The 19,352-nt window shown below is 72.8% G+C and carries 18 protein-coding genes; 6 read left to right on the plus strand and 12 right to left on the minus strand.

The window, feature by feature from the left end; translation table 11 throughout:
• Positions 1-107 precede the first annotated feature (107 nt).
• From ABZ490_RS42325 to ABZ490_RS42335, 3 genes are read right to left on the minus strand one after another with little or no spacing between them, the layout of a single operon-like run.
• A complete protein-coding gene (locus ABZ490_RS42325; RefSeq protein ID WP_359002998.1) occupies positions 108-1,121 on the minus strand; it encodes a VOC family protein in 1,014 nt (337 codons plus the stop codon).
• Entirely contained in the window at positions 1,118-1,990 is an 873-nt protein-coding gene (locus ABZ490_RS42330; RefSeq protein WP_359003000.1) for an alpha/beta fold hydrolase, read from the minus strand. The genes ABZ490_RS42325 and ABZ490_RS42330 overlap by 4 nt, the downstream gene beginning before the upstream one ends.
• 8 nt (positions 1,991-1,998) lie before the next feature.
• Complete coding sequence (locus ABZ490_RS42335; protein WP_359003002.1) at positions 1,999-3,612, minus strand: bifunctional 3-(3-hydroxy-phenyl)propionate/3-hydroxycinnamic acid hydroxylase; 1,614 nt, start codon at positions 3,610-3,612, stop codon at positions 1,999-2,001.
• Between the two features lie 109 nt (positions 3,613-3,721).
• Between ABZ490_RS42335 and ABZ490_RS42340 the strand changes: the two genes are divergently transcribed.
• The 5 genes from ABZ490_RS42340 (at position 3,722) to ABZ490_RS42360 (ending at position 7,520) form a co-directional block, all read left to right on the plus strand.
• Positions 3,722-4,390 carry a TetR/AcrR family transcriptional regulator gene (locus tag ABZ490_RS42340; protein WP_359003004.1) on the plus strand — a complete coding sequence of 223 codons (669 nt, stop codon included), beginning with the start codon at positions 3,722-3,724 and terminating at the stop codon, positions 4,388-4,390.
• Positions 4,387-5,436 (plus strand): amidohydrolase family protein, encoded by a 1,050-nt coding sequence (locus tag ABZ490_RS42345; RefSeq protein ID WP_359003006.1) that lies wholly within the window; start codon positions 4,387-4,389, stop codon positions 5,434-5,436. The genes ABZ490_RS42340 and ABZ490_RS42345 overlap by 4 nt, the downstream gene beginning before the upstream one ends.
• 38 nt (positions 5,437-5,474) lie before the next feature.
• On the plus strand, positions 5,475-6,113 hold the full coding sequence (locus ABZ490_RS42350; RefSeq protein ID WP_359003008.1) for a DUF6629 family protein: 639 nt from the start codon (positions 5,475-5,477) through the stop codon (positions 6,111-6,113).
• Between the two features lie 75 nt (positions 6,114-6,188).
• Positions 6,189-7,151: a hypothetical protein gene (locus ABZ490_RS42355; protein ID WP_359003010.1), complete on the plus strand. Its 963-nt coding sequence runs from the start codon at positions 6,189-6,191 to the stop codon at positions 7,149-7,151.
• Positions 7,152-7,196: 45 nt separating this feature from the next.
• Positions 7,197-7,520 carry an antibiotic biosynthesis monooxygenase gene (locus ABZ490_RS42360; protein WP_359003012.1) on the plus strand — a complete coding sequence of 108 codons (324 nt, stop codon included), beginning with the start codon at positions 7,197-7,199 and terminating at the stop codon, positions 7,518-7,520.
• A 66-nt stretch (positions 7,521-7,586) separates the two neighbouring features.
• On the opposite strand, the gene ABZ490_RS42365 is transcribed toward ABZ490_RS42360, so the two are convergent.
• The 8 genes from ABZ490_RS42365 to ABZ490_RS42400 form a co-directional block, all read right to left on the minus strand.
• Positions 7,587-9,911: a discoidin domain-containing protein gene (locus ABZ490_RS42365; RefSeq protein WP_359003014.1), complete on the minus strand. Its 2,325-nt coding sequence runs from the start codon at positions 9,909-9,911 to the stop codon at positions 7,587-7,589.
• Positions 9,908-10,942 (minus strand): hypothetical protein, encoded by a 1,035-nt coding sequence (locus ABZ490_RS42370; RefSeq protein ID WP_359003016.1) that lies wholly within the window; start codon positions 10,940-10,942, stop codon positions 9,908-9,910. The genes ABZ490_RS42365 and ABZ490_RS42370 overlap by 4 nt, the downstream gene beginning before the upstream one ends.
• Entirely contained in the window at positions 10,939-12,339 is a 1,401-nt protein-coding gene (locus ABZ490_RS42375; protein ID WP_359003018.1) for an alpha-L-fucosidase, read from the minus strand. Before ABZ490_RS42375 ends, ABZ490_RS42370 begins: the two co-directional genes overlap by 4 nt.
• On the minus strand, positions 12,336-12,515 hold the full coding sequence (locus tag ABZ490_RS42380; protein WP_359003020.1) for a hypothetical protein: 180 nt from the start codon (positions 12,513-12,515) through the stop codon (positions 12,336-12,338). The genes ABZ490_RS42375 and ABZ490_RS42380 overlap by 4 nt, the downstream gene beginning before the upstream one ends.
• A 37-nt stretch (positions 12,516-12,552) precedes the next feature.
• Complete coding sequence (locus ABZ490_RS42385; protein WP_359003022.1) at positions 12,553-13,431, minus strand: carbohydrate ABC transporter permease; 879 nt, start codon at positions 13,429-13,431, stop codon at positions 12,553-12,555.
• Positions 13,432-13,441: 10 nt separating this feature from the next.
• Entirely contained in the window at positions 13,442-14,413 is a 972-nt protein-coding gene (locus ABZ490_RS42390) for a sugar ABC transporter permease (protein WP_359003110.1), read from the minus strand.
• Positions 14,414-14,423: 10 nt separating this feature from the next.
• On the minus strand, positions 14,424-15,749 hold the full coding sequence (locus ABZ490_RS42395) for a carbohydrate ABC transporter substrate-binding protein (RefSeq protein WP_359003024.1): 1,326 nt from the start codon (positions 15,747-15,749) through the stop codon (positions 14,424-14,426).
• Between the two features lie 101 nt (positions 15,750-15,850).
• Positions 15,851-16,870 (minus strand): LacI family DNA-binding transcriptional regulator, encoded by a 1,020-nt coding sequence (locus ABZ490_RS42400; protein WP_359003026.1) that lies wholly within the window; start codon positions 16,868-16,870, stop codon positions 15,851-15,853.
• A gap of 74 nt (positions 16,871-16,944) precedes the next feature.
• On the opposite strand from ABZ490_RS42400, the gene ABZ490_RS42405 reads away from it, so the two are divergent.
• The gene (locus ABZ490_RS42405; protein ID WP_359003028.1) at positions 16,945-18,735 is read left to right on the plus strand and encodes a glycoside hydrolase family 35 protein; all 1,791 of its coding nucleotides are present in this window, start codon (positions 16,945-16,947) and stop codon (positions 18,733-18,735) included.
• Positions 18,736-18,863: 128 nt separating this feature from the next.
• Here the strand turns inward: ABZ490_RS42405 and ABZ490_RS42410 are convergent, their stop codons facing one another.
• A complete protein-coding gene (locus ABZ490_RS42410; RefSeq protein ID WP_359003030.1) occupies positions 18,864-19,319 on the minus strand; it encodes an SsgA family sporulation/cell division regulator in 456 nt (151 codons plus the stop codon).
• Between the last annotated feature and the right edge of the window lie 33 nt (positions 19,320-19,352).

Genomic DNA, 19,352 nt, shown 5'->3' on the forward strand with positions numbered 1-19,352 from the left:
CGCCGCCCTCGGCCTCGACATCACCGTCACCCCGCGAGAAGAGACCGCTTGACCTCTACCAACGCGCATCAACTCAGGCCATTTTCAAGAGAGCCCTCCACGGGGTGTCAGGCGTCGGGGAGCGGGCCGCCGCCGAGTGCGGGAACGGTGCGCTCCGGGCTGAGGAGCGAGCGGGCGCCGAGCCGGAACTGGTCGAGGGTGTCGATGATCGTCCGGCCGACCGGGGTGTGGCCCCAGACGCTGATGCCCCGGTGGGTGGAGGGCTCCCAGGTGCGCTCGTCGACGACGAGGGGGTTCCAGCCGACCTCCCACTCGAAGCCCGAGGGGGTGCGGGCGTAGTAGGAGAGTTCCTTGTCGTTGGTGTGCTGTCCGACGGACAGGGCCATGTCGAAGCCGAGTTCGTGGACGCGCTCGTAGCTGCGGGCGAGGTCGTCGAGGGAGGCGGCCTGGATGTTGAGGTGCTGGACGCGGGTGCGGACGGGGTCGACCGGCAGGCCCCGGACGGCGGCGACCGCGATCGTGTGATGGCGTTCGTTGACGCGCAGGAAGCGGATCCTGAGCCTGACGCCGCTGATCGTCTCCTCGATGGAGTCGGTGAGCCGGGCGTCGAAGACGGTGTGGAAGTAGCCGCGCGTCAGGGCGGGCCTGGCCGAGGTGAGCGCGACATGGCCCATGCCCGCGTCGCCGGTGACCCAGCCGGAGGCGAGCATCCTCAGCGGTTCGGGCGAGAGGACCGGGGTCGTGCAGATCTCCTGCGTGATGCCCTTGGGGCCGGGGAAGCGCAGCAGGCGTTCGACGCCGCGCAGGTGCGCCTCCTCCGCGTCGCCCTCGGTGACGGGGACGCCGTGGGCGCGGACGCGGGCCTCGATCCGCTCGAAGGCGGTGTGGTCGTCGACGTGCCAGCCGACGGCGACGACGTCCTCGGCGGGGCCGCGCCGCAGCAGGAAGCGGCAGGCGTGGTCGTCGAGGCGGAAGCGCAGCAGACCGGTGCCGAGGTCGTCGTGGTGCATGCCGATGGCGTCGGTGCCGAAGCGGCGCCAGTCGGCGAAGCGTTCGGTCTCGACGACGAGGTGGCCGAGGCGGACCGCGCCGAAGACGGAGGCGGTGTCGTACGGGGTCATCGGCGGCCTGCCAGGAAGTCGGCGCAGAGCCGGTTGAACAGCTCGGCGCGCTCGAACTGCACCCAGTGGCCGGTGTTGGCGACCTCGTACAGATCGCAGTTGGGCATACGGCGGGCCAGCATCCGTCCGCCGGAGGGGCGGTTGACCTTGTCCGCGGCGCCCCACAGCACGAGGGTGGGCACGGGCAGCCGGGACAGCCGGTCGTCGCGGGTGAAGTCCATCCTCCACAGGGTGCGCAGCGCGTACGGGCCGGACGGCCGGCGCAGCGGCGGGGCCGCGATCACCTCCGGGTCGATGCTCGCCTCGTACCGGGCGTCGATCACGGAGTCGGGGACGTCCGCGGCGTTGAAGACGAGGTGGTTGCGGATGAACCGCTCCAGTCTCGGCCGTGACGGGCCGTCCCCGGAGTAGTAGCCGAGCAGACTGCTGAGGCCGGGGGTGGGCAGGGCCCGGGTGGTGCCGATGCCGCCGGGGCCCATCAGGACCATGCGGTCGACGCGGTCGGGGGTGTCCAGGGCGAGCCGTAGCGCGCAGGCCCCGCCGTAGGAGTTGCCGACCAGGTGGGCCTTGTCCAGGCCGAGCGCGTCGAGCAGTCCCCGGATGCCGGCGGCGAGGTCGCCGAAGGGGTCGGTCCCGTCCACGCCCTTGCTGCTGCGGCCGTAGCCGGGCAGGTCGGGCACGATGACCCGGTGGTCCTTCGCCAGGTCGGCGATGTTGCGGGTGTAGTTGGAGACGCCGGAGGCGCCGGGGCCGCCGCCGTGCAGCAGCAGGACGGGCGGGCCGTCGCCGGTCTCCGCGACGAAGATCCGCCGGCCGCCGACGGAGAGCAGCGACTCCTGCATCGGCGGCGGGGCGATGGGGGTGGGCATGGGGGTCCTCACGGGGTGGTCGGGACGGCCCGGTGGGCGGTCGGGGCGAAGCCGGCCGGGGGCGGCGGGAGCGGGGCGCCCGGGCCGGCGGCGGCGTAGACGTAGGCGTCGGGGCGCAGGGCGAGGGTGGCGGCCCGGTGGGCGGTGAGCCAGGGCAGCAGGACGCCGTCGCGGTCGACGACCGCTCCCTCGGCGGGAGGTGATCCGGCCGGGAGGACGGCCAGCGAGGCCACTCCGGAGCGGTCCCAGGCGGGCTGCGGGCGGGGCGGGCCGAGGTGCAGCAGCAGCCAGCGGCCGTCGAGCACGTCGTCCAACCGGACCCGGCCCCCGTCGGCGCCGGTCACCCAGGGCTGGGGGATCTGGCGCCCGGAGGCCCTGGTGCGCGGACCGGCGAGGAATCCCTTCGCGTAGCGGGCGACGGGGATCCAGTGGGCGTCGACCAGACGGGAGCCGACGCCCGCCACCCGGCGTACCGCGCGCAGGGCGGTGTCGCGGGCCCGCGCCACGGGGACCCGGCGTTCGGTGATGATCCGCCCGACGAGCACAGCCCGCCGGGTGACCTCCTTGACGTGCGGCTTGCGTTCGGTCTCGTAGGAGTCGAGGACGGTGTCGGGCAGTTCGCCGCGCAGCACGGCGGCGAGTTTCCAGCACAGGTTGGCCGCGTCGCGGACGCCCGCGGCCATGCCCTGGCCGATCCACGGCGGCATCGCGTGGGCGGCGTCGCCCGCGAGGAAGACCCGGCCCACCCGGAAGCGGGCGGCGAAGCGGACGTGGTGGCTGTAGACGGTGGCCCGCAGGATCCTGATCTGGTCGCGGCCGATCCCGTACCGGGCGACCATCGCGTGGATCGCGTCGTCGGTGGTGAGCCGGCGCTCGTCGTCGCCGGGCAGCACCGGGAACTCCCAGCGGTGGTGGCCGAGCGGGGTGGGGCAGTCCACCGCCGGGCGGGCCGGGTCGCACCGGAAGCGCAGCCGGTCGTGGTCGGGCCAGGGCCGGAGCATCTCGGTGTCGACGACGACCCAGCGGTCCTCGTACGTCCGTCCCTCGTAGCCCACGTTGAGCTGGGCGCGGGTGAGGCTGGAGCCGCCGTCGGCCGCGATCACGTACGTCGCGCGCAGCCGTCGTACGGAGTCGTCGGCCGTCCCGAGCACCGTGAGGTCCACTCCGGTGGCGTCCTGGCTCAGCCGCAGGCACTCGTGGCGCAGCAGGATCTCCACGTTCGGGTAGCGGTCGACGCCCTCGCGCAGGACCTGCTCCAGGGCCGGCTGGTAGAGGAACATCTGCGGCGGATGGCCGTGGCCGCGCGGGGCGGGGCGCGCGCTGAGGAAGGTGCGGCCGCCCGCGTCGACGAAGTCGAGGGGGCGCTCGGCCAGCATGTCCCGCTTGAGCCGGTCGGCCAGGCCGATCCGCTGCCAGATGCGGATGACCTCCTCGTCGGTGGAGATGGCCCGCGCCCGGGAGTAGATCCCGGCGTCCCGCTCCAGCACGACCACGCGGAGCCCCATGCCGCCGAGCAGGTTCGCCGCGGTGACGCCGGTCGGCCCGTAGCCGATCACCGCCACGTCGTACACACGGTCGTCGGCACTTTCCCCGGCACTGTCCTCGGCTCTGATCGCGCTCACCGGGCCACCTCACGCTCTTGCTGTAGCAGTCATTCCAATTGGAGTAGCCGCTACGGTAAGGTGGGTGCACCGAGGGGTCAAGTGGCGGAACGACGGAAGGGCGCAGGCCATGAGCAGGGCGGAGTCGACGCGCAGGAAGCGCGCGAACGGCGTGGAGTCGCGGCAGCGCATCCTGGACGCGACGATCGAGATCGCCGGCGAGCGCGGCTACGAGGGCACCTCGATCGCCGCGGTCAGCGCCAAGTGCGGACTGCCCGCCAGTTCGATCTACTGGCACTTCACGGACAAGGACGATCTGATCGCGGCGGTCATCGAGCGCAGTTTCGAGACCTGGCTCGCGGCCGTCGTCCTGCCCGGCGAGGAGGCCGGCACCCCGCAGGAGCGGGTCGCCCTGATGGCGGAGAACGTGGCGAGGTCACTGGTGGACGCGCCGGACTTCCTCCGCCTCGGTCTGATGCTCGCCCTGGAGCGGCGGCCCACCGAGCCACGCGGCCGGACCGTCTTCCTCCAGGTCCGGGAGATCGCCGGACGCAAGATCGCCGAGGTGGTGGGGACCCTGGTGCCCGACCTGGACGAGGAGGCCGTGCGCACCCTCACCACGTACGCCGTCGCCGGCGCCGACGGGCTGTTCATCCAGCGGGAGATCCACGGGGACACGGTCGACCTGCCGGCGCTGTTCCGGCTGCACGCACGGCTGCTCTTCGAGACGGCCCTGCGCCTGGCGCCGGACAGCCCAGAGAACCCAGAGAGCCGAGAGAGCCGAGAGCACACCCCATGACGACCGCACCCCGCCGTATCGACGTCCACCAGCACCTCGTCCCGGACCTCTACCGCGACGCCCTCGCCCGGGCGGGCATCACCGAGGCGGGCGGCCGTGCCCTGCCCGACTGGAGCCCCGAGGCCGCGCTGGAGCTGATGGACCTGCTCCGGACCGAGACCGCGATCCTGTCCGTCTCCACCCCCGGCACCGGCTTCCTGAGCGACCCCGCCGAGGCCGCCGGCCTGGCGCGCCACCTCAACGACCACTGCGCCGAGGTCACCGCCGCGCACCCCGGCCGGTTCGGCTGGTTCGCCACCCTGCCGATGCCCGACGTCGACACCTCGGCCCGCGAGGCCGAGCGGGCCCTCGGTGAGCTGGGCGCCGACGGGGTCACCCTGCTCGCCAACAACCAGGGCGTCTACCTGGGCACCGAGGGCCAGGACGCCCTGTGGCGGGTCCTGGACGCGCACCGCGCCGTCGTCCTCGTGCACCCCGCCGAGCTGCCCGGCCCCGCCGTCGACGGCATCCCCCCGTTCGCCGCCGACTTCCTCCTCGACACCACCCGCGCCGCCTATCTCCTCGTACGGGACGGTGTCCCCCGGCGCCACCCGAACATCCGCTTCATCCTCGGTCACGCCGGCGGTTTCGTGCCGTACGCCTCCCACCGCATGGCCGTCGCCCTCGCGGCCGAGACCGGACGCAGCCCCCTCGACACCCTCGACGACCTGCGCGGCTTCTACTACGACACCGCGCTCTCGGCCAGCCCCGCCGCGCTGCCCACGCTGCTCGCCTTCGCCCGTCCCGGACATGTGCTGTTCGGCAGCGACTGGCCCTTCGCCCCCACCCCGGCCGGCCAGTACTTCGCGAACGGCCTCGACGACGGCGTGGACCCCGGCACACTCGCCGCGATCAACCGCGCCAACGCCGAGGCCCTCTTCCCCCGCCTGGCCGCACACCCGCCCGCCCAGGCCCCGGCCCGGCCGCTGCCGGCCCGGCTGCGGCACTCCGCCCGGCGCGCCGGAGCCCGCCTGTTCTACCGGATGGTCCAGCCGGGAACCCGCTGAGAAGCACGTACCCCGAAGTCCGGCCCTAGGGTGGCCTGATGTGCTGGAGTGCGACGGCCGATCTCGTGGCGGGGACCGCCGTCGCGGCCGTCGGGGTGGCCTCGGTGGCGCGGGTGCGCGCGCGGCGGGATCTGCCGCTCGCCGCACTGCCGCTCCTGCTCGGGGCCCATCAGATCGTCGAGGCGGCCGTGTGGCACCGGGGCGGGGGCGGCGGGGCCGCCACCGTCGTCTGGGCCGTCGTCGCCCTGCCGGTGCTGGCGGTGTGGGTGCCCGGCGCGGTGTGGTGCGCGGCCGCGCCGCCCGCCCGTCGCCGGCTGACCGTGCCGCTCGCGGTGGGGACCGCGACCGCCACGGCCCTCGGGTACGGGCTGGCCACCGGCCCGGTGACGGCCGAGATCCACGGCCGAACCGTCGGCTATACCTTCGGCCTCCCCCACCCGGCCGTCCTCGTCGCGGGCTATCTGCTGGCCACCGTGGGCTCCCTGCTGCTGTCCGGCGACCGCCGGCTGACCCTGCTGGGCGCGCTCGCCGCCGTGGGGGCGCCGGTGTGCTGGGCGCTGTGGCGGCTGGAGTTCGTCTCGACGTGGTGTGCGCTGGCGGCCGTGTGCTCGGTGGTGCTGTTCGACTGGGTCCGCACCCGGCCGCCCGCCGGGACACCGCCCCGCCGGGTCGCCTGAGCCCGGCCCCGGAGAGCCGGCCGGGGCGGGTCTCCCGGCGTGCGCGGCGCCGCGGCCCGGTGGAGGCTGGGCGGCATGGCGGGCAGGCGCGGGCGCGGTGGTGAGGCCACGGAGGACGTGGAGGCCGTGGAGGCCGTGCTCGACGGGCTCTACACCACCCCGCCGTCCGGTTTCGTGGCGCGCCGTGAGGAGCTGGCGATGGCCGCCAGGACGGCGGGACGGACGGCGGACGCCCGCCGGATCCACGGGGCCCGCAGGCCCACCCTCGCCGCCTGGGCCGCGAATCTGCTCCTGCGGTCGCGGCCGGAGGAGAGCCACCGGTTCCTGGAGCTGGGGCAGGCGCTGCGCAGGGCCCACCGGGACCTGGACCCGGCCGCGGTCAGGGAGTTGTCCGACCAGCGCCGCAGGATCGTCGCCGCGCTGACCCGCCGGACGGCCGACCTCGCGCTCGACGCCGGGCAGCGGCTGTCGGCCGCCGTGCTGACCGAGGTCACCGCCACCTTGCAGGCCGTGCTCGCCGACGCCGACGCCGCGGACCGGTGGGCCACGGGCCGTCTGGACAGCGCCCTCGTCCCGCCGTCGGGGTTCCCGGCGGGGGCCGCCCCGGAGGCCGCGGTCCGTCACGGTCCGCCCCACTCTCGTCGTACGGACCCTCGTCGTACGCACTCCCCACGTACGGACTCTCCTCGTGCGGACGAACTCGCCCGGCGGCGCAGGGAGCGCCTCGACCGGGCCCGTGCTGCGGCCGACGCCGCCGCGCGGGAGCGGGACGAGCGGCGCGCGGAGCACACCGACGCCGAGGCGGCCGTACAGCGGGCGCGGGACGACCACGGGCGGGCCCGGCGTGAGGCGGAGGACGCGGAGGAGGCGCTGCGGCGCGCCCAGGAGGCGCTTCGGTCGGCGGCCGAGGACGAGCGGCGGGCCGAGGAGCGGTACCGCGCCACCGGCGACGCGCTGGCCCGTGCGGAACGGGACGCCCGGCGGGCCGACCGGGAGGCGGAACGGCTCACACCGGCTCCCCAGGACGACCGCGACTAGGGGGTCGTCCGCTCCCCCGGTCGCGCCGGGAGGCAGGATGGGGGCATGAGCGTAGTCAAGATCAACGTACTGACCGTCCCAGCCGAGCAGCGGGAGACCCTCGAGAAGCGGTTCGCGGCGCGGGCGCACGCCGTGGAGAACTCGGACGGGTTCGAGTGGTTCGAGCTGCTCCGCCCGGTCGAGGGCACCGACACCTACCTCGTCTACACGCGCTGGCGGGACGAGGAGTCGTTCCAGGCGTGGATGGAGGGCTCGATGAAGTCCGCGCACCGGGGCGGCGCCGAGGGCGAGCAGGCCAGGCCCGCCGCCTCGGCCGCGACCCTGTGGTCCTTCGAGGTGGTGCAGCAGGCGGCCCCGAAGGGCGCCTAGGCCCCAGCCGGTCGTGCCGGTGGGCGGACGGGGTGGCGTCCCGTGCCGTCCGCCCACCGGTCGCCGTCATCCGTCGTGGACGGCGATCTCGGTCATCGTCGGGGTGTACTGCTCCGTGGCGATCTTCCCGGTGAGCGCCACCCGCAGCCGGGAGGTCGTGACACTGCCGAAGCCGGTCACGGTGAGGTCATGGCCGATGCCGGTGTCCCGGCTCGCGAACGTCACCCAGGCCCCCGTGGCGGGATCCCAGCGCTGCAGCGCGAAGGTCCGCACCCTCGGGTTGGTGCCGGAGTCGGTGTACTCGTCCAGAGAGACCTCGTCGAAGGTGGTGGCGGTGCCGAAGTCGATGTCGAGGGTGACCGGGTAGGCCGCGTCGTCGGCCGCCGCCCAGCGGGTGGTGAGGCTGCCGTCGGTGAGCTTGTCGGCGGTGAGGGTGCCGTTCGCCCCGGGGTGGGTGGAGCTGGCGGTGACCGGCTTGCCGAGCGCGAGGTCGACGCGCTGGTCCGTCTCCTCCTCGACGGGGTCGTCGTCGACGGGGTTCTCCACCCGGGTGCCGACGGCCCGCTCGGCGATGCCGATGTCCGGGGCCGTGCCGTAGTAGAGGTGGGTGCCGAGGAAGTCCTCGGTGCCCAGGTGCGGGTTGTACCGGCCGGCGTCGATCAGCGGCGAGTCGTCGCGGAGCGCGAAGTGCGCCGCCGCCTCCCGGATCCGGTCCACGCCCAGTCCGGTGAGGTAGTCGTCGGGGTCGCCGGCGAAGCGCGGGTCGGCCCGCAGTCCTCTCGGGTCGGCGGGCTCCTGGGCGGAGTGGGTCCCGCTCGCCTCGTAGTAGTCGTTGTTCGAGAACACCGCCTGGCGCAGCGCGCCCGTGCGCCGGTACCAGGGGGTCGCGGTCGTCGTCGAGGTGTTGTGGAAGACGTTGTTGAGGAAGTAGACGCGGCTCAGGAACGTCTCGTCGTGGACCTGGCCGAGGTCCGCGCCGTCGTAGACGAAGGTGTTGTTGGTGAAGTACGTCGGTGAGTAGTTAGTCGACAGCATGTTCTTCACCAGGACGCCGTTGTCGTTGACGCTGAGGTTGTAACGGGCCACGGAGTTCGAGCTGTTGCCCATGTAGGCCATCCAGCCCGCCGCGTTGTCGTGCGAGTAGTTGAACTGGTACGTGACGTTGAAGTTGGTGTACTCCAGGTCGAAGGGCGTGCCGTCGTACTCGTTGTCCGGGCCGCCGTAGACCTCGTTGTACTGCATCACCGAGTCGGCGCCCGCCCACAGATAGAGCGCGCAGGACACCGCGTCGTAGCGTTCCAGGAAGCCGTTGACCTCGTTGTACTCGACCGTCATGTTCTTGGTGTCGGCGAGCTGGATCGCGCCCTGGCCGATGCTCTCGGCGTAGTTGTGGCCGATGTACACGTCCCGGCTGTAGAGGTCGCGGGTGCGGACCCACAACTGCTCCCAGCCCTCGTGCCACTTGCCGTTCTCGTCGTACTGCCCGGCGTCCGTGCCGTCGGCGGCGAACCAGTTGAACGCGAACTGGACGGCGTGCAGTTCGACGTCCTCGAAGGTGTTGTTCTCGATCCGGACGTCCTTGAAGTAGTAGCCGCCGGTGCCGTACTGCTTGTAGTTCTTGGCGCCGAAGACCTGGAAGTCGACCGCTCCGTAGTGGATCTTCTGCCAGCTGCTGGGGCCGTCCAGGTGGTGGACGTAGACGTTCGAGACGCGGAAGTGGTCCATGACGCTGTCCGCGCCGCTCGCCAGCAGATCGGCGTTGACGGACACCATGATGCCGTCGCGGACGTACGTCCCCGAGGTGATGTCCGTGGCGAAGTCGTCGTCGTTGGACAGCTCGACGTGGTCGATGTCCCAGTACTGCTGGTTGCGCAGCACGATGGCGCCGGTCAGTCCGACGGTGGCCGGGTTCTTGGTGCCGTCGGACCGGAAGGGGCTGGGGACCTTGCCGTTGGTCGCGATGTAGGGGCGGCGGGCGTTCGGGTCGCCGTACGCCGAGATGGTGATCGGCTTGCCGGCGCTGCCGGAGCCCTTGGGCCACAGCTGCTGGTCCGGCCACTGTTCGCCGGCCTTGAGCAGGATGCGGTCGCCGGGGGCGAAGGTCGTCGCGGTGGCCTTGGCGAGGGTGCGCCAGGCGGTCGCGGGGGAGGTGCCGGCGGCGGTATCGCGGCCGAGGGTGGCGTCGAAGTAGTAGTCCCTGCCGCCGGTGGTGTTGGGGCTGTTGCCGGGCCAGGCGGTCCGCAGGGCGGCCCGGGCGGGGGTGTCGCGCGGGGTGGTGGTGGCGTGCGCCGCCGGGACGAGCGCTCCGACGAGCAGGGCGGCGAGCAGGGCGACGAAGCCCGCGTACAGAGTCCGGGGGCGGCGGGGTGGTCCGGTGTCGACCGGTCTCATGACTGCACTTCCTCCGCGTTGATGGCGTCCACCGCCGAGGTGTCGACATCGATGTCGCTCCTCTCGACACGGCGCTGGAGGTACTGGTCGAACTTCTCCTCGACGAGCGAGAGCCGGATCCGCCGGGCGTACGCGGCGAACGCCTTGTCCTCGTCGACCTTCTTGCCGTCGAGCTCGTAGTAGGTGATCTCGCCGGTGCCCCGGACGGGGGCCGAGATCCCGCCCGGCGCGAGCCCGCCGAGCACGGCCGCGAGGTCCTGGTCGTGGGCGTTCAGGCCGCCCGAGGCGCCCGGTTCGTACGTCCCCGTCGTCAGCCGCGCGCCGGGGGCCGTGTCGGCGACGGCGGCGAGGCTCCCGGCCGTGCGCACCGTCCGGCGCAGCCCCTCGGCGGTGGTCGCCCCGCCCACCGGCACGACGAGCCGGGAGTACGTGTACGTGGTGGCGTTGGCGCTCCAGGCGTCGCGGTCGGCGTCGAAGGCGTGCCGGACCTCGGCGTCGGTGACCTTCAGGGGCGCGTCGGCGCCCTGGGCGAGCCGCTGTTCGAGGGCCGTGGTGAGTGCGGTGAGGCGGTGCGTGTAGTACTCCTCGGCGGTGAACCGCCCGACGCCGTACACGGTGCGGCCCGCCGCCATGGCCTGGGCCCGGGAGTGGTTCTCGTCGTCCAGGCCGGCGAGGAAGGCCCGGTGGTCGACGGAGTCGACGAGCCCCTGTTCCCGGGCCAGGACGAGGAGGGTCTTGTCGTGCCGGATCTCCTCCAGCGCCCGGTCCTCCAGCCGCCGCAGGGCGCTCTTGCCGTCGACCTCGGCGTTCCAGTCCGGGGTGCCCACCAGGCTGTAGCGGGTGCGCAGTTCGTTCTGCACCGTCGGCGCCAACCGGCGCATGTGGAAGAGGAGTTCGTCCCGGGTCACCGGGTGCCCGGCGACGGTGGCCACGCCGTCGGAGGAACCGTGGCCGAGCGTGACGACCAGGGTGACCACCAGCGCGGCGAGGAACACACAGGCGCCGGTGATCCACACGACCGGGCGCCTCACGAGGCCGCTCCGATCGCCGCGACCCGGTCGAGGACGGGCGTGTCCCGCCGCTCCGGTATCTCCACGGTCACCGCGTCCACCTCCACCGGCGCGAAGGTGAGGATGCGCCGGTGGCCGACCGCGCGCGCCTCGGCGAGGGTCGTCCAGCGGCCGTCCCGCCGCCGCCCCCGGACCACGAGGTGCTCGATGCGCTGGCCCTGGGCGATGTCCTCGCCCACGACGACCGCCTCGACGTACCGGGGTGCCGCGAACGACAGGGTGACGGCGGGGAGCGGATCCGTCGCGTCGGGCCGCCAGCGGGCCGTGGGTCCGTCCGCCGTGCCGGACGACACGGTGACGGTCGCCTCGATACGGCGGGCCGCGAAGTCCGCGATGTGTCGCCCGAGTTGCTCCAGCACGGTCACATCGGTGTCCCGGAGCAGGCCGTCCCGGGCGGGCGGGACGTTGAGCAGGAAGCAGGAGTTGCCGCCGACGGCACGGAGGTAGATGCCGAACAGCTCTTCCGCGGAGCGGACCCGGGAGTCCTCGGCCGGGTGGTGGAACCAGCCGGGGCGGATCGAGGTGTTGACCTCGGCCGGGTACCAGACCGGGTCGTCCTCGTGTCCGGCGAGCGCGGCCCGGCTGCCGAGGTCGCGGTCGTCGCTGCGGACCAGCCGGGCGAAGGTGCCGTCGTCGGCGTGCTGGGAGCGGTCGGCGGTGCGTTCGGCGTCCTGGAGGGCGCGCGGGACGACGCTCCACTCGTCGGGGCGGGTCTCGCCCGCCTCGTTGCCGCACCAGCGGACGTCCGGGCCGCACACGCTGATCACCGCGTCCGGCTGGAGCTCGCGGACGACCGCGTAGTACCGGTCCCAGTCGTAGAGCTGCCGCTTGCCGTTCGGGCCCTCTCCGTTGGCGCCGTCGAGCCACACCGAGAACAACGGCCCGTAGCGGGTGAGGAGTTCGGTGAGCTGGGCGACGTAGAAGTCGTCGTACGCCGTGCCGGAGCCGTAGGTGGCCTCGGTGCGGTCCCAGGGCGAGAGGTAGATCCCGAACCGCAGGCCGTGCCGGCGCGCCGCCCGGGCGACCTCCGCGACCACGTCGCCCTGTCCGCCGCGCCAGGGCGAGGAGGCCACGGTGTGGTCGGTGACGTCGCTCGGCCAGAGGCAGAAGCCGTCGTGGTGCTTGCAGGTGAGGATGACCCCGGTCATCCCGGCGGCCTTGAGGGCCCGGATCCAGGAGTCGGCGTCGAGGGCGGACGGGTCGAAGAGGGCCGGGTCGTCATGGCCCTCGCCCCACTCCCGGTCCGTCATCGTGTTCATCCCGAAGTGCAGGAAGCCGTAGAACTCCATGGCCTGCCAGGCGAGTTGGCGTGGGCTGGGCCGGACGGCGGCCAGGGCGCGGCCGGTCGGCGCGCTCATCGGAACCGCCGGTTGTAGAGGGCGAGGAGGGTCAGCAGACCGGCCAGTCCGGCGAGCATCACCAGGAGGTGGCCCCACCCGACGGTGGTGCGGGCGGTGACGACGAGCGCGACACAGGCCGCCGCGACGAGCGTACGGGCGGCGACCAGGAGCGCCGTACGCGTCGATTCCTTCATGTCGGTGTTCCTTCCGCTGGGGGCGCGCGGGCCGGGGTCAGCCCTTCACCCCGCCGGAGGCGATGCCCTCGACGAGACGGCGCTGGACGAGCGCGTAGACGAGGAGGACCGGCACGATCACGAGGACCATGCCGGCGTAGAGGCGTCCGTAGTCGGCCGCGGCCTTCTGCGCGGTGAACAGGTTGAGCAGACCGACCTGGAGCGTCCTGTTCTCGCCCGGGAGCAGGGTGAGCGAGAGGATGAAGTCGTTCCAGTAGGCGAGGAAGTCGAACAGGACGACGGTGGTGACGGCCGGGCGGGCCATCGGGAGCATGATCCGGGTCATGATCCGCAGGCGGGAGGCGCCGTCCAGCGCGGCGGCCTCCTCGTACTCGACCGGGATCGACCGGAAGTACGCGGTGAGGAGGTAGACGGTGAAGGGGATCGAGGTGGCCGCGTGGACGAGGGACAGCATCGCCGGGTTGTCGAGGAAGAAGCCGCCGGGGAAGACGTCGATCAGCGCGCGGTCCCAGTCGACGAGCATCAGGAAGATCGGTACGACGATGTAGTTGACGTTGACGAAGAGGCCGGCCATCAGCACGGTCTCGACGAGCCGGCGGCCGCGGAACGTGTAGCGGGCGACGACGTACGCCGCCGGTACGGAGACGGCGAGGACGAGGACCAGGCCGAGCAGGGTGACGAGCACGGAGGTCAGGAAGTACCGGCCCATGTGGGCGCCGAGGAACGCGTCGCCGTAGTTGCGCAGGTGCAGGCTCTCCGGCAGGGTCCACGGGCTGCCGAAGAACTCGCTCTTCCGCTTGAGGGAGGCGAGCAGCACCCAGCCGACCGGCACCGCGACGGCGAGCGCGAGGGCGGCGACGAGGGCGTGGGTGAGCAGCCGGGCGGCGCGGGGGCGGTGGGCGGCTGGCGTGGTCATGGGAGGGTCCTCAGAACTGGAGGGGCTCGCGGCGGGTCGCCCGGCTCACCAGGAGCGACACGAGGAACGAGAACACGAAGACGACGACGCCGATCGCCATGCCGTAGCCGTACGACGAGTTCGTGTACGCCTGCTTGTACATGTAGTCGAGCAGCACCTCGGAGGAGCCGTCGGGGCCGCCGCCGGTCATCGCCCGGACGAGGACGAAGCTGAGGTTGACGGAGCTCATGATGAAGAAGGTCAGGGTGGTGCGCAGGCTCTGCCAGATCAGCGGCAGCGTCAGCGCGAAGAACTGGCGGACGGCGGAGGCCCCGTCGAGGGCGCTCGCCTCGTAGAGCTCCTCGGGGATGCCCGCCATGGCGGCCATGTAGAGCACCATGTAGTAGCCGAGCGACTGCCAGACCATGGCGATCGCGACGGAGTAGAGCACGATCTGCTGGTCGCCGAGCCAGATCTGCTGCCAGCCGTCCAGCGAGAGCAGCCGGAGGGCGCCGTTGAGCAGGCCGTTCCGCTGGTCGTAGACGGCGGAGAAGATCGCCGCGATGACGACCACCGAGAGCACGTTGGGGATGTAGAGGACGAAGCGGTAGAGGTTCCGGCCGCGCAGCCGCTGCCGGGTCATGACCGCGGCGAGGAACAGTCCGGAGACCGTCGTCACGACGGTCACCACGACGAGCAGCGCGACCGTGTTCTGGAAGGCCCGCACGAACTGGTCGTCGTCCAGGAGGCGCCGGAAGTTGTCCCAGCCCACGAACCGTTTCTGCGGGGAGAAGCCGCTCCAGGTGTAGAAGGACATCCGGAACACGTTCACGGTCGGGACCGCCATGAAGACCGTGAACAGGACCAGCGCGGGCAGCAGACAGGCCCAGACGAAGCCGGTGTTCCCGCGGCCCCGGGCCGCCGCCCGCCAGGGAGGTGCGGGCGGCGGGGTCCGCTTGCCCGGTGGGCGGTCCGTGGCGCCGGGGGGTGGGGTGGAGAGCATGGTCACCGTGTCAGTCGCCCGCCGCGCGCAGCTTCTCGCTGGCCTCGTTCAGCGCGGCCTGCCACGTGTCCTCGGTGGTGTCGCCGCTGATGACGCTGTTCGCGGTGTCGAAGAGGGTGGCCTTGATGTCGACGCCCGCGACGGGTGCGGTGCTCGCGAACCCGCCGACCAGCGCGGACACGTCCGGGTCCGCGTACACCTGGTAGAAGGCGGCGTTCTCGCCGGTCAGGCTGCTCGCGATGCCCTCGATGGGCTGGACGGCGTTCGACCTGGCGAAGATCTTCGCGGCCTCGTCGGAGTAGAGGTAGGCGAGGAAGTCCTTCGCCGCGTCCTTGTGCCGCGCCGCCGTCGGGATCCACACCGATTCGACCGAGGTGGTGATGTACCGCTTGCCGCCCGCCGTGACCGCCGGCAGCGGGGTCAGTGCCCACCGGAAGCCCTTCGTGCGCGGCGCGTCCGCCATCTCGCCGACGATCCAGGTGCCGTTGGGCATGAACAGCGCCTTGTCGTCGAGGACGAGTTGCTGGTTCTTGGTGAAGTCCTGCTCGTTGGCGTACCCGACGGTGGCCGGCGCGGCATAGCCGAGCAGCCGGGTGGTGAGGTCGAGGGCCTTGCGGGCGTTCGCGGTCTTCCAGACGTCCTTCTTGTACGTCATGACGTCCGTGTAGAACCGCTCGCCGCCGATGTCGGCGAGGAGCGCGAAGAAGTACGAGTCGAGGTAGCCGGCCGTCGGGTACGTGAACAGGGGGATGCCCTGCTTCCTGGCGGTGTCGCCGAGGGCGAACATCTCGTCCCAGGTGGCCGGGACCTTCCAGCCCTTCTTCCGGAACAGGGCCTCGTTGTGGAAGAGGCCGGTCGGGGCGTAGTACATCGGCAGCAGATACGTCCTGCCGTCGCCGTAGGGGTCGGTGTTGAGGTTGCCGACGATGCCCTGGGTGAGCTTCTCGCCGACGGTCTTCGACTCGCCGGGGACCTTCTCCTTCAGGACCGGGGTGAGGTCCTCCAGGGCCTTGTCCTTGACGAGGGTCTCGGTGAGGGCGGCCTTGCGGCCCTGGCCGAGGACCACGACGTCCGGATAGCGGCCCGCCTTCATGTTCGGGGTGATCTCGTCCTCGATGCTCTTCGAGATCTTCAGCCGCACGTCGATGTCGGGGTGGGCGGTCTCGTACGCCTCGACGACCCGGGTGTACATGTCCCGGCCGTAGCCGCCCTCGAGAGCGGCGACCTCCAGGGTCGTCCTTCCGGAGTCCGTGCCGCTCCCGTCCCCGGCCGAGCAGCCGGTGAGCAGTCCGAGCACCGTGATCGCGGCGCCCGCGAGGACGAGCGATCTCCTCATGGGGGTCCTCCCTGTTACGGTGGCACCGATAACATGAGGCCATACGGTGGCATCGATCAGGGGGCGGCGCAAGGGGCCGAAGCGAGGCGGTCGCGGGCCTCTCAGGAGCGGCGCGGCGGTGCCGTGGAGGCGCGCACCGACAGGGACACCGTGGCCGCCGGCTCCTCGGCGCCGGCCTCGTCGCCGCCGAGCAGCAGGGCGACGGCCGCGGCGCCGTAGTGGTAGAAGTCCTGGCGGACGGTCGTCAGGGGCGGGGCGCAGTAGGCGGCGAGCGCGATGTCGTCGACGCTGACGATGGACACGTCCTCGGGCACCGAACGGCCGCGCTCGCGCAGGGCCCGGATGACGCCGAAGGCCATCTCGTCGCCGGCCACGAAGACCGCGGTGACCTCGGGGATCATGGCGATGACCTGCCCCAGCCGGTGCCCCGAGTCCGGGGACCAGTCGCCCTCCAGGGGCGGCGGCGCCTCGATGCCGGCCTCGGCCAGGCACTCCTGCCAGCCCTGCCGGCGGCGGCGCGCCTCGATCCATTCGTCGGGGCCGGAGATGTGCCAGACCTGGCGGTGCCCCAAGTCGAGCAGATGCCGGGTGGCGACCCGGCCCGCCTCCCGCTGGTCGATGCCGAGCACCCGGGCGCCCGCCGTGCGCGAGCCGTCGAGGGTCACGGTGGGGATGTCGCGGGTGATGTCCTCCATCTTCGGCGTCACGGAGATGAGCGGGACGGCGATCACGAAACCGTCCACTCCCTGGTCGGCGAGGCGGGCCAGGGCCCGCTCCATGAGGCCGGTGTCGAGCGCGGCGATGGTCGCGATGTTCACCGCGTACCCGGCCGCGCCCGCGGCGGCCTCGACCCCCGCGGTCACCGCCGAGCGCGAGTAGTAGCCGCCGGAGGCCAGCAGGACGAGCCCGAGGGTGTGGCTGCGCCCGGAGGACAGCGCGCGGGCGGCGCTGTTGAACCGGTAGCCGGTCTGCTCCACGGCGGCCAGCACCCGCCGCCGGGTCTCCGGGTTGACGTTCGGCGAGCCGCGCAGCGCGCGGGAGACGGTCTGCGCCGACACCCCGGCGGTCCGGGCCACGTCGGCCATGCTCGGCTGTCTCGGCCGCGCGGTGCCCTCGCTCATGGCACTCCCTCCCGTGTTCTCCCCGATCCTAGCGTTCTTGTTACGTATGGCATCGATAACATACGCTCGTGCCCGTGACTGAGCTGAGCACGACCCATGCGCTCACCTGGGACGGGGGCCGTCTCTACCGGTACGGCGTCCCCCATCGCGTCCTCTCCGGGTCGCTGCACTACTTCCGGGTCCATCCCGGGCTCTGGCGGGACCGGATCCGCCGGCTCGCCGACCTCGGACTCAACACCGTCGACACCTATGTGCCGTGGAACTTCCACCAGCCCCGCGAGGACGAGGAGCCGCGCTTCGACGGCTGGCGGGACGTGGAGGGGTTCCTGCGCACGGTGGCCGAGGAGGGGCTCGACGCCGTGGTCCGGCCGGGCCCGTACATCTGCGCGGAGTGGTCCAACGGCGGTCTGCCCTGCTGGCTCACCGCGCGGGAGCCGGCCCTGCGCAGCACGGATCCCGCGTTCCTCACCCCCGTGGGCCGCTGGTTCGACCGGCTGATCCCGCGCCTCGCCGCGCTCCAGGCCTGCGCGGGCGGGCCGGTGGTGGCGGTGCAGGTGGAGAACGAGTTCGGCAGCTACGGCGACGACCTCGCGTATCTGCGCCGGCTGCGGCGGGGGCTGACCGAACGGGGCGTGCGCGAGCTGCTGTTCACCGCCGACGGCCCCACCGACCTCATGCTGGACGGGGGCACCCTGCCCGGCACCCTGACGGCCGTCACCCTGGGCTCCCGGCCCGAGGCGGCCCGGCGCCTCCTCGCGGCCCGCCGCCCCGACGAGCCCTTCGTGGTCGCCGAGTTCTGGAACGGCTGGTTCGACCACTGGGACGGCCGGCACCACGTCCGGGAGGTGGAGAGCGCGGTCGGCACCCTCCGGGGGATCCTCTCCGACGGCGGCAGCGTGAGCCTCTACATGGCCCACGGCGGCACCAACTTCGGCCTCTGGGCGGGCGCCAACGAGGAGGAGGGCCGGCTGCGGCCCGTGGTGACGAGCTACGACTGCGACGCGCCGATCGCCGAGGACGGCTCCCTCACCGCCAAGTTCTTCGCGCTGCGCGAGGCGCTCGGCGCCCGTGGCCCGGTCCGCTCGCGGGTCCGCCCGCCCCGGCTGCCGGCGGCCCGGCTGCCCCTCGTCCACCGGGCGGACCTGCTGACCGGTCTGCGGGCCGTGGCGGCACCGGTCCGCACCGGCCCGCGTCCCGCCTCGTTCGAGCGGCTCGGACTGGACGCGGGCATGGTCCGGTACACCGCGCACCCCCGGATCCCCGCCGGTGAGCACCGGCTGGTCCTGAAGGACGTACGGGACCGGGCGCTGGTCCTCGTCGACGGCGCCCTGCTCGGGGTGGCCGACCCCGGCTCCCCGGAACTGCCGCTGCGCGGCACCGGCGCGGTCGTCCGGCTGGACGTGCTGGTCGAGAACCTGGGGCGGGTGAACTACGGGCCCGGCATCGGCGGGCACAAGGGCCTGCTCGGTCCGGTCCTCGTCGACCGGCGTCTGGTCCAGGGCTGGGACAGCGTCCCGGTCGCCCTCCAGGAGTGGACCTGCGCCGAGCTGGCCGACGCGGTGGCGGCGGGTCCCGCCCGCACCGGGGCGGGGTTCGCGACGGCCGTGTTCTCCGTCGGCACCCCCGCGGACACCTTCCTCGCGCTGCCGGGATCGTGCCGCGGTCTGGTCTGGGTGAACGGCTTCCTGCTCGGCCGCTACCGGGAGACCGGCCCCCAGCTGACCCTGTACTGCCCGGCCCCGCTGCTGCGGACGGGCGACAACACGGTCACCGTGCTGGAGCTGGAACGCCTGGGCACGGCAGTGGAGTTGCGGGAAGAGGCCGAACTGGGGCCGCCCGAGGAGTACGTGGAGGAGTTCGACTGACCTCGCGTGCGACCGGCCTCACGAACCGGCCGAGGTCGAGAGCGCGCCGACCGGTTCGCCGTCGACCTGGAAGAACGCACCGACCCTCCCCCTCATGCAGGTGCCGGGCCGCTGCCCCCGTGCCGTCGTCATATCGCCCATGATCGCTGCGCCGCCACCGGCCGCCGGGCCGCGCGCTGGGCCCCGATGGTGCTCACCGTGGCGACGGGGGCCGGCTCGACCGGTGCCGGGACCCGCTCGCCGACCGTGGCCCAGCGGAGCAGGAAGCGCCGCAGGGCCGAGGTGTCGAAGCGGATCAGGGCCGCGCCCTCGGACGCGCGCAGCTCCACGGTGGTGTGCTCCGGTCCGTGCGGACGGACCCGCACACTGCCCCCGTCGGCCGGGCCGTCCAGCCCCTGTTCCAGGAGGGCGCGCGCGAGCACCCAGGTGACCTCCTCGCCGTCCAGCGAGGCGGAGGCGGGGAACACCAGCCGTACGGCATGGGGGTCGTCGGAGGTGCAGCGGAGGTTGGCCGGCACGGCCAGCTCCCGCTGGTCATGGGTGAGCAGGCAGGCGCCCACGGGCTGGTCGAGGCTGATGTACACGGCGGTCTCCGAAGGGGACGGGGCGGCGGCGGG

Source organism: Streptomyces sp. NPDC005811 (assembly GCF_040630405.1).
In the GTDB taxonomy this organism is placed as follows: Bacteria; Actinomycetota; Actinomycetes; order Streptomycetales; family Streptomycetaceae; genus Streptomyces.

Coding starts and splice junctions, on each gene's coding strand:
- ABZ490_RS42375 (WP_359003018.1), bottom strand. CDS start 12,339: ATGAGCGCGCCGACCGGCCGCGCCCTGGCCGCCGTCCGGCCCAGCCCA.
- ABZ490_RS42355 (WP_359003010.1), top strand. CDS start 6,189: ATGGCGGGCAGGCGCGGGCGCGGTGGTGAGGCCACGGAGGACGTGGAG.
- ABZ490_RS42400 (WP_359003026.1), bottom strand. CDS start 16,870: ATGAGCGAGGGCACCGCGCGGCCGAGACAGCCGAGCATGGCCGACGTG.
- ABZ490_RS42395 (WP_359003024.1), bottom strand. CDS start 15,749: ATGAGGAGATCGCTCGTCCTCGCGGGCGCCGCGATCACGGTGCTCGGA.
- ABZ490_RS42380 (WP_359003020.1), bottom strand. CDS start 12,515: ATGAAGGAATCGACGCGTACGGCGCTCCTGGTCGCCGCCCGTACGCTC.
- ABZ490_RS42365 (WP_359003014.1), bottom strand. CDS start 9,911: ATGAGACCGGTCGACACCGGACCACCCCGCCGCCCCCGGACTCTGTAC.
- ABZ490_RS42340 (WP_359003004.1), top strand. CDS start 3,722: ATGAGCAGGGCGGAGTCGACGCGCAGGAAGCGCGCGAACGGCGTGGAG.
- ABZ490_RS42385 (WP_359003022.1), bottom strand. CDS start 13,431: ATGACCACGCCAGCCGCCCACCGCCCCCGCGCCGCCCGGCTGCTCACC.
- ABZ490_RS42390 (WP_359003110.1), bottom strand. CDS start 14,413: ATGCTCTCCACCCCACCCCCCGGCGCCACGGACCGCCCACCGGGCAAG.
- ABZ490_RS42330 (WP_359003000.1), bottom strand. CDS start 1,990: ATGCCCACCCCCATCGCCCCGCCGCCGATGCAGGAGTCGCTGCTCTCC.
- ABZ490_RS42360 (WP_359003012.1), top strand. CDS start 7,197: ATGAGCGTAGTCAAGATCAACGTACTGACCGTCCCAGCCGAGCAGCGG.
- ABZ490_RS42350 (WP_359003008.1), top strand. CDS start 5,475: ATGTGCTGGAGTGCGACGGCCGATCTCGTGGCGGGGACCGCCGTCGCG.
- ABZ490_RS42345 (WP_359003006.1), top strand. CDS start 4,387: ATGACGACCGCACCCCGCCGTATCGACGTCCACCAGCACCTCGTCCCG.
- ABZ490_RS42325 (WP_359002998.1), bottom strand. CDS start 1,121: ATGACCCCGTACGACACCGCCTCCGTCTTCGGCGCGGTCCGCCTCGGC.